Origin of the sequence: Leclercia sp. CFBP8987, assembly GCF_034044995.2 — a bacterium.
GTDB lineage: Bacteria > Pseudomonadota > Gammaproteobacteria > Enterobacterales > Enterobacteriaceae > Enterobacter > Enterobacter tamurae.
In genome coordinates, this window is the sequence record NZ_CM188255.1 from 3,112,116 (window position 1) to 3,129,381 (window position 17,266).

Here is a 17,266-nt window from a genome sequence, read left to right on the forward strand (position 1 = left end):
CGCGGGCCTACGGGCTTTGCAGTCAATTAATTATGCGACATCTTCGTACTGAGGAACCGGGTTGCGGAAGCTTTTGGTTACGCATGCCAGGTAAATCAGACCGATACCACCCCAGATCAGACCCAGAACCATTGAGCTCTCTTCCAGGTTGATCCACAGCGCACCCACAGTCAGCGCGCCACATACCGGCATCAGCAGGTAGTTGAAGTGGTCTTTCAGCGTTTTGTTGCGCTTCTCACGGATCCAGAACTGAGAGATCACGGAGAGGTTAACAAAGGTAAAGGCAACCAGCGCACCGAAGTTAATCAGCGCCGTAGCAGTAACCAGGTCAAATTTAATTGCCATCAGAGCAATCACACCCACCAGCAGCACGTTCCATGCCGGGGTACGCCATTTCGGATGAACATAACCGAAGAAGCGAGTCGGGAACACGCCATCACGCCCCATCACGTACATCAGACGGGAAACGCCCGCGTGTGCCGCCATACCGGATGCCAGAACGGTGACGCTGGAGAAGATTAGCACGCCCCACTGGAAGGTTTTGCCGGCGACATACAGCATGATTTCTGGCTGTGACGCGTCCGGATCCTTGAAGCGAGAGATATCCGGGAAGTACAGCTGCAGGAAGTAAGAGGCACCGATAAAGATGATGCCGCCCAGCAACGCCGTCAGGAAGATAGCGCGCGGGATCACACGCTCAGCATCTTTGGTCTCTTCAGACAGAGAAGAGATGCCGTCAAAGCCGAGGAACGAGAAGCACAGGATCGTCGCACCGGTGATCATCGGCACTACATGCGCGCCTTCAGACCAGAACGGACGGGTGCTGGTCAGCGTACCTGCGCCTTCACCGTGAGAAACGCCGTAAATGATCAGACCCACGATGACCGCCACAATACCCATCTGCAGAATAACAATCAGGGTGTTGAAGTTGGCCACGGTCTTGATGCTGCGCAGGTTAGAGATGGTCATAAAGGCCACCAGCGCCACAACAAAGATCCACGAAGGTACGGAAGGCACCAGCGCTTCAAAGTAAATTTTTGCCAGCAGAATGTTGATCATCGGCATGAACAGGTAGTCCAGCAGGGATGACCAGCCCACCATAAAGCCAACAGCCGGGCTAATGGACTTCTGAGCATAGGTGTACGCAGAACCTGCGGACGGGAAGCGGCGAACCAGCTTGCCGTAGCTCAGCGCGGTAAAGAGGATCGCGATCAGCGCAAAGGCATACGCCGTTGCAACGTGACCGTCAGTGAGGCCTGAAACGATACCAAACGTATCGAACAGCGTCATCGGCTGCATATAGGCAAGGCCCATCATAACAACCGGAATCAACGTAAGCGTTTTACGTAATTCCACGCGAGAGGTTTTTGGAGTTGCGTTATGCGACATGGTTATTCTCCTTTACGGTGAATACCGCCACGTAAGCGAATGATTGCCCCATTTCTTTCTTCCTCAGCGACAACAACTGTCGGATTTTAGTAAATATCTATCCGGTACGAAGCCCGGCCTCTTGGATTTAATGGTTTTCTTACATGCAAAAAAAAATAATCGACGCCTTTTATATCGTCGATTATTCCATGTTTGCTGCGGCGCATTTTCCCTAAATGATAGTAAAAATGCAAGAGATCGAAAGGCATCCTAAAGTTAAATTTTTTATTAATCCGCTGATTTCTCAGCTGCGCCCTGCGCATAAAGGGCAGCGATAGCACTATTTGCTAAAATTTCTTGCCGCCACCATGCGCTGGCAAGCCCGGCGGTCTGCTCATTCCAGCCTATCCATACGGAATCATAACTGGATTGAGCGATGACCTGTTTCTCGACCAACGCACCGCTTTCTATAAAACGCTGGGCTAAATATCGCGGCAGATAGCCACAGCCTAAGCCGCTAATTTGCAGCTCCAGCTTGGTTTTAAAATCAAATACGGTAATGGCTTCCTGATCGTCCAGTAGCTGGGAGGAGGCCGTACAGCCCGGTAATGAATTATCACCCACTACAATTGCGCGATAACTTTTGATGACCCGCCGGTTGATCGGCTCCGGCTCCTGGGCCAGCGGATGGTGTGGGGCGATGACGAACACCTGCTCCAGTTGCCCGAGACAAGCAAAGCCAAAATCGCTGAGCCGGGGCGGCTCATGCAGCGCGCCAACGACGATATCCGCCCGGCCCTGCACCAGCGACTCCCAGGAACCGGCTAACACGCCATTGATAAATTTGAGACGGGTAACGCTGTGTCGCGCGTAAAAGGCCTCGATGAGCGGTGCCAGCAGGGAAAACGGGAAGGTATCATCCACGCCGATAATCAGCTCGTTTTCCCAGCCCTGATGCAGCTTGACGGCCTGTTTTTCCAGCTCACGCACCGAATGCAGCACGTCCCGCCCTTTTTCCAGCAGCATCTGCCCGGTGCGGGTAAAGCGCGCCCGGTGACCGGAACGGTCCAGGATCTGAATATTCAGATCGCTTTCGAGTTTGTGAACGGTGTAGCTGAGCGCAGAGGGGGTCTTGAACAGCTTTGCCGACGCCGCAGCAAAGCTCCCCTCTTTTTCCAGTGCATCAAGGATAATAAGGACATCCAGCAGCGGTTTCATGCTCACCCCCTTGTGGTGCGCTTACGCTCCGCCAGCGGCGTTACTCCATTGGCATAACCAGCGGATCGGGAAAGAGATACTCAAATCCCAGTTCATGACAGATGCGGTTCCCATCAATCAATTTGCCCTTCCCCGCTCCGGGGGCATCGTGGAAGTGCGGCGCTGCCAGGCCAAGCTGACGCGACATCACCGGATAGAATGTACTGCGTGTTGGATGAGAGGGCGCACATATATTATAGATGTGCCCGCCCTTCGGGGCCTGTAATAGCAGGGTAATTGCGCCGATCACGTCTTCAAGATGCACCAGATTGACGCCATGTTGGCCGTCAGGCGCTGATTTCCCGGCAAAAAAACGGCCAGGATGACGACCGGGCCCCACCAGCCCCGCAAGGCGTAATATATCAACCTGCGTGCCGGGTAAATTATGCAGCCAGTCTTCCAGCTCTTTTAATACCCGCCCGCTGGCGGTCACCGGCTGGCGCGGCATATTCTCTTTCACGGCGCCTTCCACATCGCCATATACCGAGGTAGAGCTGGTGAAAATAATGCGTGGAATATGGTACGCGAGAGCGCTATCGACAATTTCCTGTACTGCCTGCAGATAATAGCTCTCGCCCGGTCCGGTGCGACGCGCTGGCAGGGTGATCACCAGCGCATCCACATCACTCATCAGCGTATCCAGATCGTCGGTGTCGCACACCAGCTCTGGCTCCAGGCGCAATTCAACGCTTTCGATGCCGCACATCCGCGCCGCCTCGACCCCATCCACGGTGGTTTTACTGCCGGTGACCTCCCAGCCCCGCCCCAGTAGCGACATGGCCAACGGCATTCCAAGCCATCCCAGACCGACAATTGCGACCTTTTTCATGCATTTTCTCCTGACGTTTACGCCTCTGCTTTAAGGCTACGCCAGCCATGCGCAACTGACAATTGATAGCGCTAATATGAAATCATTTAATGATAAAAAAAAGCCCTTGCTTTATATAGCGCAAGTGGTTTAGGTTAAACGACATCACATGAATAAGCATTCATCGAGAATTTTATGACACGCGTTCAATTTAAACACCACCATCATCACCATCATCCTGACTAGTCTTTCAGGCGATGTGTGCTGGAAGACAGTTAGATCTTCCAGCGGTGCATGAACGCAAGAAAAAGCCCCCGGAAGATCATCTTCCGGGGGCTTTTTTTTGGACCGTGTTCAGGCAAGTTACAACAGGATCATGAGGAACCGACAATGTTAGATAATTCACGTTTACGCATAGCTATGCAGAAATCAGGTCGTCTTAGCGACGATTCACGCGAACTGCTGGCGCGCTGCGGCATTAAAATCAACCTGCACACGCAGCGCCTGATCGCGCTGGCAGAGAATATGCCGATTGATATTCTGCGCGTGCGTGACGATGACATTCCAGGACTGGTGATGGACGGCGTAGTCGATCTGGGCATCATTGGCGAAAACGTGCTGGAAGAAGAGCTCCTGACCCGCCGCGCGCAGGGCGAAGACCCGCGCTATTTCACCCTGCGCCGTCTGGACTTTGGCGGCTGCCGCCTGTCGCTGGCAACCGCGGCTGACGAAGCCTGGGACGGCCCGGCCGGGCTGAATGGCAAGCGTATCGCCACCTCCTACCCTCACCTGCTGAAGCGTTACCTCGATCAGAAAGGGGTGCAGTTTAAATCCTGCCTGCTGAATGGCTCTGTCGAAGTGGCACCGCGAGCCGGTCTGGCCGATGCGATTTGCGACCTGGTCTCCACCGGCGCCACCCTGGAAGCAAATGGCCTGCGCGAAGTGGAGGTGATCTACCGCTCCAAAGCCTGCCTGATCCAACGCGACGGCGAAATGCCGGAAGCCAAACAGCAGCTGATTGACCGCCTGCTGACCCGTATTCAGGGCGTTATCCAGGCCCGCGAATCGAAATACATCATGATGCATGCCCCGACCGAGCGTCTGGATGAAGTGATTGCCCTGCTGCCGGGCGCTGAACGTCCAACCATTCTGCCGCTGGCAGGGGATCAGCAGCGCGTGGCGATGCATATGGTCAGCAGCGAAACCCTGTTCTGGGAAACCATGGAAAAACTGAAGGCGCTGGGTGCCAGTTCGATCCTGGTGTTGCCAATTGAGAAGATGATGGAGTAACAACCATGACCTTTAACACCGTTATCGACTGGAACACCTGTAGCGCCGAACAGCAGCGCGACCTGCTGATGCGCCCGGCGATCTCGGCCTCGGAAAGCATTACCCGTACCGTGGCGGAGATTCTGGACAATGTGAAAACCCGTGGCGACGATGCCCTGCGGGAGTACAGCGCAAAATTCGACAAAACCGAAGTGGGTGCGCTGAAGGTGAGCGAGCAGGAAATGACTGACGCCTGTAACCGCCTGGGTGAGGACATTAAGCAGGCGATGGCGGTGGCGGTCAAAAACATCGACACCTTCCACCGCTCGCAAGCACTGCCGATCATTGACGTTGAGACCATGCCTGGCGTGCGCTGCCAGCAGGTGACCCGCCCGGTTGACTCTGTGGGTTTGTATATTCCGGGTGGTTCCGCCCCGCTGTTCTCCACGGTGCTGATGCTGGCCACCCCGGCACGTATCGCCGGTTGCCGCAAGGTAGTGCTCTGCTCGCCACCACCGATTGCCGATGAAATTCTTTATGCGGCGCAACTGTGCGGCGTACAGGAGATCTTCAAGGTAGGCGGTGCGCAGGCGATTGCCGCTCTGGCACTGGGCACCGAGTCCATCGCGAAGGTAGATAAAATCTTTGGCCCGGGCAATGCGTTTGTGACCGAAGCCAAACGTCAGGTCAGCCAGCGTCTGGACGGTGCGGCCATCGACATGCCGGCTGGCCCGTCGGAAGTGCTGGTGATTGCCGACAGCGGCGCGACGCCGGATTTCGTGGCCTCCGATCTGCTGTCCCAGGCCGAGCACGGCCCGGATTCGCAGGTGATCCTGCTGACCCCGGATGCCGCTATGGCACAATGGGTCGGCGAAGCGGTTGAACGTCAGTTGGCCGATCTGCCGCGGGCCGATACCGCCCGCCAGGCGCTCTCCGCCAGCCGCCTGATTGTGGCCCGGGATCTGGACCAGTGCATCGCCATTTCCAACCTCTACGGCCCGGAGCACCTGATCATTCAGACCCGCAATGCCCGTGAGCTGGTCGACAGCATCACCAGCGCCGGTTCGGTGTTCCTCGGTGACTGGTCGCCGGAGTCCGCGGGCGATTACGCCTCGGGCACCAACCACGTGCTGCCGACCTACGGCTATACCTCAACCTGTTCCAGCCTGGGGCTGGCAGATTTCCAGAAGCGCATGACCGTACAGGAACTCTCCCGCGAAGGTTTTGCGTCGCTCGCCGCCACCATCGAAACGCTGGCCGCCGCTGAACGGCTGACCGCCCACAAAAATGCCGTGACGCTGCGCGTTGCCGCCCTGAAGGAGCAAGCATGAGTATTGAAGAGTTAGCCCGCGACAACGTTCGCGCCCTGACCCCGTATCAGTCTGCCCGTCGTCTGGGTGGTAATGGTGACGTCTGGCTGAACGCCAATGAATTCCCTACCGCCGTTAGCTTCGAGCTGACCCAGCAGTCGCTGAACCGCTATCCGGAGTGTCAGCCGAAAGCGGTGATTGAAAACTATGCCGCCTATGCCGGTATCCAACCGGAGCAGGTGCTGGTCAGCCGCGGCGCGGATGAAGGCATTGAACTGTTGATCCGCGCCTTCTGCGAGCCAGGCAAAGACGCGGTGCTCTACTGTCCGCCAACCTACGGGATGTACAGCGTCAGCACCGAAACCTTCAACGTTGAGCTGCGTAAAGTGCCTGCCCTGGAAAACTGGCAGCTCGATTTGCAGGCCATCGCCGATAACCTCGACGGCGTGAAGGTGGTGTTTGTCTGCAGCCCGAATAACCCGACCGGGCAGCTGATTAATCCTCAGGATATCCGCTCGCTGCTGGAGATGACACGCGGCAAAGCCCTGGTGGTGGCCGATGAAGCCTATATTGAATTTTGCCCGCAGGCGACGCTGACCGGCTGGTTAGCAGAATATCCGCACCTGGTGATCCTGCGCACCCTGTCAAAAGCCTTTGCTCTCGCCGGGCTGCGCTGCGGCTTTACGCTGGCGAATAAAGAGGTGATCGACCTGCTGATGAAGGTGATTGCGCCTTATCCACTTTCGACGCCAGTAGCGGATATCGCTGCCCAGGCGCTGTCGCCAGAGGGCATTACGGCCATGCGGAGCCGCGTGGCGCAGATCGTCGATGAGCGGGCGTATCTCGTCAGCCAGCTGAAAACCATCCCCTGCGTGGAGCAGGTTTTCGACTCGGAGACCAACTATATTCTGGCGCGTTTCACCGCCTCGAGTGCAGTATTTAAATCTTTGTGGGATCAGGGCATTATCTTACGAGACCAGAACAAACAACCCTCTTTGAGTGGCTGCTTGCGCATTACCGTGGGCACCCGTGAAGAGAGCCAGCGCGTTATCGACGCCCTGAATGCGGAGAAAGTATGAGCCAGAAGTACCTCTTTATCGATCGTGACGGCACCATCATTTCGGAACCACCCAGTGATTATCAGGTCGATCGTTTCGACAAACTGGCCTTTGAAGCCGACGTTATTCCGGTGCTGCTGAGGCTGCAGAAAGCCGGTTATAAACTGGTGATGATCACCAACCAGGATGGTCTGGGCACGGACAGCTTCCCGCAGGCTGATTTTGACGGCCCGCACGACCTGATGATGCAGATCCTGACCTCTCAGGGCGTGGCGTTTGATGAAGTACTGATTTGCCCGCACCTGCCTGCCGACAACTGCGACTGCCGTAAACCGAAAGTGCAGCTGGTTGAGCAGTATCTGGCCGATACGGCGCTGGATAAAACGAACAGCTACGTGATCGGCGATCGCGCCACGGACATCGAGCTGGCAGCCAACATGGGCATCACGGGCCTGCGCTATCAGCGCGAGACCCTGAACTGGACGATGATTGGCGAGCAGCTGACCAAACGTGACCGCTACTCCCACGTGGAGCGTAATACCAAAGAGACGCAGATCGACGTCAAGGTGTGGCTGGATCGCGAAGGCGGCAGCAAGATCCACACCGGCGTGGGCTTCTTCGATCATATGCTGGATCAGATCGCCACCCACGGCGGTTTCCGTATGGAGATCGGCGTTAAAGGCGACCTCTACATTGACGATCACCACACCGTCGAAGATACCGGTCTGGCGCTGGGCGAGGCGCTGAAGCTGGCGCTGGGCGATAAGCGCGGCATCAGCCGTTTTGGCTTTGTGCTGCCGATGGACGAGTGCCTGGCCCGCTGTGCGCTCGATATCTCCGGCCGCCCGCACCTGGAATATAAAGCCGACTTTACCTACCAGCGCGTGGGCGACCTGAGCACCGAGATGGTTGAGCACTTTTTCCGCTCCCTCTCCTACACCATGGGCCTGACGCTGCACCTGAAAACCAAAGGTAAGAACGATCACCACCGCGTGGAAAGCCTGTTCAAGGCCTTTGGTCGCACCCTGCGCCAGGCCATTCGCGTGGAAGGCGATACCCTGCCGTCGTCGAAAGGAGTGTTGTAATGAACGTGGTGATCCTTGATACCGGCTGCGCCAACCTCAACTCGGTGAAATCCGCAATTATGCGTCACGGCTACGATCCGCTGGTCAGCCGCGATCCGGATGTGGTGCTGCACGCGAGCAAACTCTTTTTACCGGGCGTCGGTACGGCGCAGTCGGCGATGGATCAGATCCACCAGCGTGAGCTGGTGGATCTGATTAAAGCCTGTACCCAGCCGGTGCTGGGTATTTGTCTGGGGATGCAGCTGCTCGGCCGCCGGAGTGAAGAGTCTAACGGCGTGGATCTGCTGGGTATCATCGACGAGGATGTGCCGAAAATGACCGACCACGGTCTGCCGCTGCCGCACATGGGCTGGAACCGGGTCTATCCGAAAGCGGGTGACCGACTGTTCCGCGGTATCGAGGACGGAGCGTATTTCTATTTTGTTCACAGCTATGCGATGCCGGTGAACGCCAATACCATCGCCCAGTGCCACTACGGCGAAGCCTTCACCGCGGCCGTGCAGAAAGATAATTTCTACGGCGTGCAGTTCCACCCGGAGCGTTCCGGAGCCGCTGGCGCGCAGTTGCTGAAAAACTTCCTGGAGATGTGATGATTATTCCCGCTTTAGATTTAATCGACGGTACGGTTGTCCGTCTGCACCAGGGCGATTACGGCCAGCAGCGCGAATACGGTAACGATCCGCTGCCGCGCCTGCAGGACTATGCCGCCCAGGGAGCGGAAGTGCTGCACCTGGTTGATCTGACCGGCGCGAAAGATCCCGCCAAACGCCAGATCCCGCTGCTGAAAAAACTGGTGGCGGGCGTTAACGTCCCGGTCCAGGTTGGCGGCGGCGTGCGTACCGAAGAGGACGTGGCGGCGCTGCTGGAAGCGGGTGTGGCGCGCGTGGTGGTAGGTTCTACCGCAGTAAAAGATCCCGAGATGGTACAAGGCTGGTTCAAACGCTTTGGCGCCGACGCGCTGGTGCTGGCGCTGGACGTGCGTATTGACGACCAGGGTAACAAACAGGTCGCGGTCAGCGGCTGGCAGGAGAACTCCGGCGTGACGCTGGAAGCGCTGGTGGATCGCTATCTGCCGGTGGGTCTGAAGCATGTTTTATGCACGGATATCTCTCGCGACGGTACGCTGGCCGGGTCTAACGTGTCGCTGTACGAAGAGGTTTGTGCCCGTTATCCGCAGGTGGCGTTCCAGTCATCTGGTGGTATTGGTGATTTGAATGATATCGCCGCCCTGCGCGGAACCGGGGTACGTGGGGTGATCGTTGGACGCGCCCTGCTGGAAGAAAAATTCACGGTTAAGGAGGCGATTCAATGCTGGCAAAACGGATAATTCCCTGTCTCGACGTGCGTGATGGTCAGGTCGTGAAAGGTGTGCAGTTCCGCAATCACGAGATCATCGGCGATATCGTTCCTCTGGCAAAACGCTATGCGGAAGAAGGTGCCGACGAGCTGGTCTTTTACGATATCACCGCCTCCAGCGATGGGCGCGTAGTGGATAAAAGCTGGGTCGCGCGCGTGGCGGAAGTGATTGATATCCCATTCTGCGTGGCGGGTGGGATTAAATCGGCAGACGATGCAGCGAAGATCCTTACCTTCGGCGCGGACAAAATTTCCATTAACTCCCCTGCCCTGGCCGATCCTGAACTCATCACCCGCCTGGCCGACCGCTTTGGCGTGCAGTGCATCGTGGTTGGGATTGATACCTGGTTTGACGACGCCACTGGCAAATACCACGTCAACCAGTACACCGGCGATGAGAGCCGGACCCGCGTAACCCAGTGGGAGACGCTGGACTGGGTGCAGGAAGTGCAGAAGCGCGGCGCGGGTGAGATTGTGCTGAACATGATGAATCAGGACGGCGTGCGTAACGGCTACGACCTGACGCAGCTGAAGAAAGTGCGCGAAGTATGCCACGTGCCGCTGATTGCCTCGGGCGGCGCAGGCACCATGGAACACTTCCTCGAAGCCTTCCGCGATGCCGATGTTGACGGCGCGCTGGCGGCCTCGGTGTTCCACAAACAGATCATTAATATTGGTGAGTTAAAAACGTTCCTGGCAAATCAGGGCGTGGAGATCAGGGTATGTTAACAGAGCAACAACGTGCGCAGCTGGACTGGGAAAAAACCGACGGCCTGATGCCGGTGGTGGTGCAGCACGCGGTGTCCGGTGAAGTGCTGATGCTGGGTTATATGAATCAGGACGCCCTGGCGAAGACCATCGACAGCGGTAAAGTAACCTTTTTCTCGCGCACCAAACAGCGTCTGTGGACCAAGGGCGAAACCTCCGGCCATTTTCTGAATGTGGTCAGCATCACGCCTGACTGTGATAACGATACCCTGCTGGTACTGGTTAATCCCATCGGGCCGACCTGCCACCTTGGCACCAGCAGCTGCTTTGGCGACGCCAGCCACCAGTGGCTGTTCCTGTACCAGCTGGAACAACTGCTGGCTGAGCGCAAAACCGCGGATCCTGAGAGTTCTTATACGGCGAAACTGTATGCCAGCGGCACTAAGCGTATCGCGCAGAAAGTGGGAGAAGAAGGCGTAGAGACAGCTTTAGCCGCTACTGTGAATGACCGGGCCGAGCTGACTAATGAAGCTTCTGACCTGATGTATCACCTACTGGTGCTGCTGCAGGACCAGGATTTAGATTTAACAACGGTGATTGAGAATCTGCGTCAGCGACACAAATAAAAAAACCGGGGAAACCCGGTTTTTTTAGCTTGTAGGCCTGCTTCAGGCACGGGGCTGGTAGTTGCGCAGAGCGTTACGCGCCAACACAACGCCGGAACCAAGGATACCGCCCAGCATTACCGCAAGGATCAGAACGATTGAACGTTTCGGGCTATCGCGACGAATCGGCAGGTCCGGCTTCATCACGTAGCGATACGCATGGATGGTTGTCGGATCGATTTTCAGCTTCTGAATATCAAGCAGTTTCTGTTTGTTTTGATAGTAGCTGTCGGAAAGCGTCAGCGGACGTGAAGATTCATGCGCAATCATGGATTGCAACGCTTCAGTACCTAACAGAAACATTGACTCTTGCGTCACATCTTGTGTCTGCTGAATTTTTGGGCTGGTAACGTTTGCCGCCTCAGCATACTTCAGTGCTTCCGTGATCTGCCTGATTCGCAGGTCTTTTTGTTCCTGAGCGATGGTCTCCTGGTTACCCAACACATCCTTTAAGGTCACGACCTGCTGCTTGATGTTGTCATTGAGATCAACTTCAATCTCTTTCTGAATCTGCTCATCGATCTGCTGAATGTACTGCGCTACCTGCTTTTGTGCCGCCTCGGCTGAACTGCTTACGTAGCTAATACTTAACGGTAAAGGCTGGCCTTTCACAGATTGTTCAATAACCAGTTTTTCTGGTTCAGCTTTGTTTTCCAGAGTCTGAGATAACGCAGAGAAAGAGGCGTTATAGCGAATAATCACACTTTCCTGAATATCGGTTAATTTCGGTGCGTTAGCACCATAAAGAATATTCAGGGCGTTACTATAGCTGCCTATTTGGGCTGCATCCGGCTGGGTGATAATCGCTGTAGAAGTCCACTTTTCTTTGGCGAAAACCAGGTATACACCAGCCAGAACCAGGGCGATAGCGACAAACGCAGCAATGACCCATTTCCCCCGCCACAGCTGTAACAATAGATCAATGAAATCAATCTGCTCAGGGTCACTGCTTCGCGTGACCACGTTATTGTTGTTCTGCGTCATATAATCCTTACAAGGCCAAAAAGCGCAAATAATAAAGTTTCAGATATAGTTTATCGATTGTTTTCGGATTTTCTATAGGAATCCGATGAGCGATATCGAAAATATGATGTTTGGTAACCCTGCGCATCGCGTTATCATACCCTAAATCCGGTATTTAACGCACCGGGCATGATATGTAACAGATGAGGACAGTTATGAAATTTCTGGTCACTGGCGCAGCAGGTTTTATCGGCGCTCATGTCAGCAAGCGGCTTCTGGATGCCGGACATCAGGTTGTGGGTATCGATAACCTCAATGACTATTACGATGTGAACCTGAAGCAGGCGCGTCTTGATCTGCTCACCTCCGCGAACTTCAGCTTCCATAAGCTTGACCTGGCCGACCGTGACGGCATGGCAGATCTCTTCGCCGCTGAAAAATTTGATCGTGTGATCCATCTTGCCGCCCAGGCGGGTGTACGTTACTCCCTGGACAACCCACACGCTTATGCCGAAGCCAATCTGGTGGGTCATCTGAACATACTGGAAGGCTGTCGTCATAATAAGGTGCAGCACCTGCTGTATGCCTCTTCCAGCTCCGTTTACGGTCTGAACCGTAAGATGCCGTTCTCGACCGACGACTCCGTGGATCACCCGGTTTCGCTGTACGCCGCGACCAAAAAAGCCAACGAGCTGATGTCGCACACTTACTCCCATCTGTACGGTCTGCCGACCACTGGCCTGCGCTTCTTTACCGTCTACGGTCCGTGGGGTCGTCCCGATATGGCGCTGTTTAAGTTCACCAAAGCTATGGTGGAAGGCAAAAGTATCGATGTCTATAACTTCGGTAAGATGAAGCGCGACTTCACCTATATCGATGATATTGCTGAAGCGATCGTTCGTCTGCAGGATGTTATTCCACAGGCAGACAGCAACTGGATGGTTGAGTCTGGTTCCCCTGCCACCAGCTCCGCCCCTTACCGAGTCTATAACATCGGTAATAGCTCACCTGTTGAACTGATGGACTACATCACGGCACTGGAAGAGGCGTTAGGCATTGAAGCGGACAAAAACATGATGCCGATTCAGCCAGGCGATGTGCTGGAGACTAGCGCGGATACCACGGCACTGTATGAGGTGATTGGCTTTAAACCGCAGACCTCGGTTAAAGAGGGCGTGAAGAACTTCGTGGACTGGTATCGCGAGTTTTATAAGGTTTAAAAAATAAGCCCGGCGATGATGCCGGGCTTTTTTTGGTATCGATAAATCAATCGCTGCCAAACAGATCGCGGGTATAGACCTTATCCGCTACGTCAGACAGTTCTTCCGCCATCCGGTTAGAGATGATTACGTCCGCTTCTTTCTTGAAGGCATCCAGGTCGCGAACCACACGTGAATGGAAGAATTCATCTTCTTTCATCACCGGTTCATAGATGATGACCTGAACGCCCTTCGCCTTAATACGCTTCATAATCCCCTGAATAGAGGAGGCGCGGAAGTTATCCGACCCGCTCTTCATGATCAGACGGTACACGCCCACTACTTTAGGCTGACGCGCCAGAATGGAGTCGGAGATGAAGTCCTTACGCGTGCGGTTAGCATCCACAATTGCAGAAATTAAGTTGTTCGGTACGGACTGGTAGTTAGCCAGCAGCTGCTTGGTATCTTTCGGCAGACAGTAGCCACCGTACCCGAAGGAAGGGTTGTTATAGTGGTTGCCGATACGTGGGTCGAGGCAGACGCCTTCGATGATCTGACGGGTATTCAGCCCAAGGCTCTCTGCGTAGCTGTCCAACTCGTTGAAGTAGGCAACTCGCATCGCCAGATAGGTATTGGCGAAGAGCTTGATAGCTTCAGCTTCCGTCGCATCGGTGAACAGGACATTGATGTCCTTTTTAATGGCACCTTCCTGCAGCAGAGCAGCAAAACGTTCCGCACGCTCCGAACGCTCACCAATGACGATACGTGACGGGTGCAGGTTATCGTACAATGCCCTGCCCTCACGCAGAAACTCCGGTGAGAAGATGACATTATCGATACCCAGCTCTTCTTTAATCGATTGGGTGAAGCCAACAGGAATGGTCGATTTGATGATCATCACGGCGTTCGGGTTAATCGCCGTCACATCCTTGATCACCGCTTCCACGCTTGAAGTGTTGAAATAGTTGGTTTTTGGATCGTAGTCAGTTGGCGTCGCGATGATCACAAAATCCGCACCGCTGTAGGCGTCAATTTTGTCCGTAGTGGCGCGGAAATTCAACGGCTTATTGGTCAGATAATCTTGGATCTCTTTATCCACAATGGGCGAGATTTTCTGGTTCAGCATATCAACTTTGGCCTGCACGATATCCAAAGCCACCACTTCATGGTGCTGTGCAATCAGGATCCCGTTTGAGAGACCCACATAACCTGTTCCGGAGATTGTTATTTTCATTGGATTAACGTCTTTAAGTTAAGTGTCGGGAGCGACAACCGCCCCACCGCAATAAGCAACTTTTTGGGTTTTTACCGCGTATGCTGAGTTGATGTCAAGGCGAATGGCTGGCTGCAGGAAGGGACAATTATAGTGATTTATGCTGCAGTATAGCCTGTCGGATTAACCAGGTGAGGTAACACGGGGATATTGCGAATAAAAAAACCCGGTGACGTTCACCGGGTCTCGCTACGTGACTGAGTTAAATCAGATTAATCCAGCCACTCGGTGTGGAACACACCTTCTTTATCGGTACGCTTATAGGTATGCGCACCGAAGTAGTCGCGCTGCGCCTGAATCAGGTTGGCAGGCAGAACGGCAGCACGATAGCTATCGTAATACGCGACTGCAGCAGAGAAGGTTGGCACCGGAATACCGTTCTGTACTGCGTAAGCCACAACGTCACGAAGCGCCTGCTGGTAATCATCAGCGATCTGCTTGAAGTATGGTGCCAGCAGCAGGTTAGCGATGTTCGCATTTTCAGCGTACGCATCGGTAATTTTCTGCAAGAACTGTGCACGGATGATGCAACCGGCACGGAAAATCTTCGCGATTTCACCGTAGTTCAGATCCCAGTTGTTCTCATCAGACGCGGCACGCAGCTGAGAGAAGCCCTGAGCGTAGGAGACGATTTTACCCAGGTACAGTGCGCGACGGACTTTCTCGATAAATTCAGCTTTATCGCCTGCCAGCTTCGCCTGTGGACCGGTCAGCACTTTAGATGCTGCAACACGCTGCTCTTTCAGAGAGGAGATATAACGTGCGAAGACCGATTCAGTGATTAGAGATAATGGTTCACCCAGATCGAGTGAACTCTGGCTGGTCCATTTACCGGTACCTTTGTTCGCCGCTTCATCCAGAATCACATCAACCAGGTATTTACCCTCTTCATCTTTCTTCGTGAAGATATCTTTGGTGATGTCGATCAGGTAGCTGCTCAGCTCGCCGTTGTTCCAGTCAGTGAAGGTTTGCGCCAGTTCTTCGTTGGAGAGGTTCAGGCCACCTTTCAGCAGAGAATAGGCTTCGGCAATCAGCTGCATATCACCGTATTCGATACCGTTGTGAACCATCTTCACATAGTGACCTGCACCGTCCGGACCGATATAGGTTACGCACGGTTCACCGTCTTCAGCAACCGCAGCGATTTTGGTCAGGATTGGCGCGACCAGCTCATAGGCTTCCTTCTGACCGCCAGGCATGATGGATGGGCCTTTCAGCGCGCCCTCTTCACCGCCAGATACACCGGTACCGATGAAGTTAAACCCTTCAGCTGACAGTTCACGGTTACGACGAATAGTGTCGTGGAAGAAGGTGTTACCGCCATCAATGATGATGTCGCCTTTTTCCAGATACGGTTTCAGCGAGTCGATGGCTGCATCGGTGCCAGCGCCTGCTTTCACCATTAACAGGATACGACGAGGCGTTTCCAGAGATTCAACAAACTCCTGCACCGTATAGAAAGGAACGAGTTTTTTGCCTGGATTCTCGGCAATCACTTCTTCGGTTTTATCACGGGAGCGGTTGAAAACGGAGACGGTATAACCACGGCTTTCGATGTTCAGCGCCAGGTTGCGCCCCATCACTGCCATACCGACGACGCCGATCTGTTGTTTGGACATTACATACTCCTGTCAGGTGTGTTTAAGACGATTCTACATCGCGAATCACAATAACAAAATCGTCTTTTTTTTAACAAATAAAAATTATCGATATGATAGCTTTCAGCTACAAAGGCAACGATTGCAAAATCAGGATATTAAATGAGCAATAATTAATAAGACTTTTTATTTGAATTTATAGCCATTGCAATAACAAATATCCCCATTGGCGTATACAGGAAGGGATTAGTAATGGAAACGCCTGCCGAAAAAATAAGTGCACAAACTATCTGTAATTTTCGGATAGTGTAAGATTTCAAAATAGTACCGATGGACAAAATAAAAACAGGCAATGCGGATAAAATTAAGCCTAACGCACCGGTCTTATAGAACAACTCCAACGGTACAACTTCAATTCTACCCCTGTCCAGAATCTGCGCCCCAAACCCATGGCCAAAAATAGACATAAGCCCTTCCATCGACTTTATGACGAATGTGTAATCCTGGAGTCGCACAGAGTCAGAGTCACCTGCCCTCCCTCCAACGATAACCATCAATGCAAACCCAGCGGTGACGGCTAATCCTGTGTAGATAAAATTCTTCAGCGCGCCATTAATCCTGAAACTTGCAAGCATCATAGCTATACCAGAAAACAGGAATACCCCTCTGGTCTCAGTTAAAAACAGCGCTACAACGGTTAGAGCAAAAAATATGTACTTTTTTTCTATAAAGAAGAATATGGCACCTATGCCCAAAAAGAAAAATGATTTTGAAAAGAACGCACCACTTGGCCTGAAGAAAAATTCTGATGTTAAAGACAAAGCATTATAGAACGACATCCAATTGATTAGCCCGCCCTTCAACATAATAATATAAAGTATGTATACTGTGGAGGCGATGACACTAAAGACTTTAACTACTTTAACAAAAGTGGTTAATGAATACTCTGTAAGCGTTTCATTTAAAGTACACAGGTAGAAAAGTATTAACATATAGATGTAAGGCTGAAAATCAAACGCCATTTCACCTAATTCGTTACCATTAATCGCTCCAGCGAGACATCCATAAATCGGCAGAGCAAGTATCGAAAATAGAGTCAACATGGTTTTACTGTTGGCCCGGGCGTTAAATGTGATCGCATTTAACGCGAACAGTACCAGCGCCAAACCGAAAAACACGTACCGAAAGGGGGGGATACCCAGCGGATCTAATAATCTTCCGCCCCCGCCAAAGACAATTTCAATGGTGAGAAGCAGGATAAAAATCCTGTTTATCTTATTCATTATTTTTTCTCAAATTATAATCAATAAAAATATAATTAAACCAGTTCGCTCAGGACAAGTATTCAC

Annotated in this window: 17 protein-coding genes, 1 pseudogene and 1 other annotated feature; of the genes and pseudogenes, 10 read left to right on the forward strand and 8 right to left on the reverse strand. The window is 53.4% G+C overall.

The annotated features are described in order from the left end of the window. Positions 1-30 precede the first annotated feature (30 nt). The 4 genes and pseudogenes from SOM40_RS15145 to SOM40_RS15160 form a co-directional block, all read right to left on the reverse strand. On the reverse strand, positions 31-1,389 hold the full coding sequence (locus SOM40_RS15145; RefSeq protein ID WP_166182915.1) for an APC family permease: 1,359 nt from the start codon (positions 1,387-1,389) through the stop codon (positions 31-33). Continuing rightward, the gene (yoeI, locus tag SOM40_RS15150) at positions 1,379-1,441 is read right to left on the reverse strand and encodes a membrane protein YoeI (RefSeq protein ID WP_100780850.1); all 63 of its coding nucleotides are present in this window, start codon (positions 1,439-1,441) and stop codon (positions 1,379-1,381) included. The genes SOM40_RS15145 and yoeI overlap by 11 nt, the downstream gene beginning before the upstream one ends. Before the next feature lie 159 nt (positions 1,442-1,600). Next, positions 1,601-2,586: pseudogene (locus SOM40_RS15155) on the reverse strand (LysR family transcriptional regulator). A gap of 40 nt (positions 2,587-2,626) precedes the next feature. Further along, the gene (locus SOM40_RS15160) at positions 2,627-3,454 is read right to left on the reverse strand and encodes an SDR family oxidoreductase (RefSeq protein WP_166182917.1); all 828 of its coding nucleotides are present in this window, start codon (positions 3,452-3,454) and stop codon (positions 2,627-2,629) included. Positions 3,455-3,628: 174 nt separating this feature from the next. Here SOM40_RS15160 and hisL point away from each other — a divergent pair, with 174 nt between their 5' ends. The 9 genes from hisL (at position 3,629) to hisIE (ending at position 10,845) form a co-directional block, all read left to right on the forward strand. Then, entirely contained in the window at positions 3,629-3,679 is a 51-nt protein-coding gene (gene hisL / locus SOM40_RS15165) for a his operon leader peptide (protein WP_001364200.1), read from the forward strand. Next, positions 3,655-3,778, forward strand: a sequence feature (His leader region). It overlaps the preceding gene by 25 nt. 45 nt (positions 3,779-3,823) lie before the next feature. Further along, entirely contained in the window at positions 3,824-4,723 is a 900-nt protein-coding gene (gene hisG, locus SOM40_RS15170) for an ATP phosphoribosyltransferase (RefSeq protein WP_106993465.1), read from the forward strand. Between the two features lie 5 nt (positions 4,724-4,728). Beyond that, positions 4,729-6,033 (forward strand): histidinol dehydrogenase, encoded by a 1,305-nt coding sequence (gene hisD / locus SOM40_RS15175; RefSeq protein ID WP_320530274.1) that lies wholly within the window; start codon positions 4,729-4,731, stop codon positions 6,031-6,033. Beyond that, positions 6,030-7,091, forward strand: a complete 1,062-nt coding sequence (hisC, locus tag SOM40_RS15180) for a histidinol-phosphate transaminase (RefSeq protein WP_320530275.1) — start codon at positions 6,030-6,032, stop codon at positions 7,089-7,091. The genes hisD and hisC overlap by 4 nt, the downstream gene beginning before the upstream one ends. Next, positions 7,088-8,155: a bifunctional histidinol-phosphatase/imidazoleglycerol-phosphate dehydratase HisB gene (gene hisB, locus SOM40_RS15185; protein WP_320530276.1), complete on the forward strand. Its 1,068-nt coding sequence runs from the start codon at positions 7,088-7,090 to the stop codon at positions 8,153-8,155. The genes hisC and hisB overlap by 4 nt, the downstream gene beginning before the upstream one ends. Then, the gene (hisH, locus tag SOM40_RS15190; protein ID WP_225758471.1) at positions 8,155-8,745 is read left to right on the forward strand and encodes an imidazole glycerol phosphate synthase subunit HisH; all 591 of its coding nucleotides are present in this window, start codon (positions 8,155-8,157) and stop codon (positions 8,743-8,745) included. Before hisB ends, hisH begins: the two co-directional genes overlap by 1 nt. Continuing rightward, positions 8,745-9,482 (forward strand): 1-(5-phosphoribosyl)-5-[(5-phosphoribosylamino)methylideneamino]imidazole-4-carboxamide isomerase, encoded by a 738-nt coding sequence (gene hisA / locus SOM40_RS15195; RefSeq protein WP_320530277.1) that lies wholly within the window; start codon positions 8,745-8,747, stop codon positions 9,480-9,482. Before hisH ends, hisA begins: the two co-directional genes overlap by 1 nt. Continuing rightward, a complete protein-coding gene (gene hisF / locus SOM40_RS15200; protein WP_320530278.1) occupies positions 9,464-10,240 on the forward strand; it encodes an imidazole glycerol phosphate synthase subunit HisF in 777 nt (258 codons plus the stop codon). Before hisA ends, hisF begins: the two co-directional genes overlap by 19 nt. Further along, on the forward strand, positions 10,234-10,845 hold the full coding sequence (gene hisIE / locus SOM40_RS15205; protein WP_142486356.1) for a bifunctional phosphoribosyl-AMP cyclohydrolase/phosphoribosyl-ATP diphosphatase HisIE: 612 nt from the start codon (positions 10,234-10,236) through the stop codon (positions 10,843-10,845). The genes hisF and hisIE overlap by 7 nt, the downstream gene beginning before the upstream one ends. Before the next feature lie 42 nt (positions 10,846-10,887). On the opposite strand, the gene wzzB is transcribed toward hisIE, so the two are convergent. Continuing rightward, a complete protein-coding gene (gene wzzB / locus SOM40_RS15210; RefSeq protein WP_320530279.1) occupies positions 10,888-11,868 on the reverse strand; it encodes an LPS O-antigen chain length determinant protein WzzB in 981 nt (326 codons plus the stop codon). A 194-nt stretch (positions 11,869-12,062) separates the two neighbouring features. Here wzzB and SOM40_RS15215 point away from each other — a divergent pair, with 194 nt between their 5' ends. Further along, positions 12,063-13,067, forward strand: coding sequence for an NAD-dependent epimerase (locus SOM40_RS15215; protein ID WP_320530280.1), 1,005 nt, complete (start codon positions 12,063-12,065; stop codon positions 13,065-13,067). Positions 13,068-13,113: 46 nt separating this feature from the next. Here the strand turns inward: SOM40_RS15215 and ugd are convergent, their stop codons facing one another. The 3 genes from ugd to SOM40_RS15230 form a co-directional block, all read right to left on the reverse strand. Continuing rightward, positions 13,114-14,280, reverse strand: a complete 1,167-nt coding sequence (ugd, locus tag SOM40_RS15220; protein ID WP_320530281.1) for a UDP-glucose 6-dehydrogenase — start codon at positions 14,278-14,280, stop codon at positions 13,114-13,116. A 251-nt stretch (positions 14,281-14,531) separates the two neighbouring features. Next, complete coding sequence (gene gnd, locus SOM40_RS15225; RefSeq protein ID WP_320530282.1) at positions 14,532-15,938, reverse strand: NADP-dependent phosphogluconate dehydrogenase; 1,407 nt, start codon at positions 15,936-15,938, stop codon at positions 14,532-14,534. A gap of 152 nt (positions 15,939-16,090) precedes the next feature. Beyond that, positions 16,091-17,200 (reverse strand): oligosaccharide repeat unit polymerase, encoded by a 1,110-nt coding sequence (locus SOM40_RS15230; RefSeq protein ID WP_320530283.1) that lies wholly within the window; start codon positions 17,198-17,200, stop codon positions 16,091-16,093. Positions 17,201-17,266: the final 66 nt, after the last annotated feature.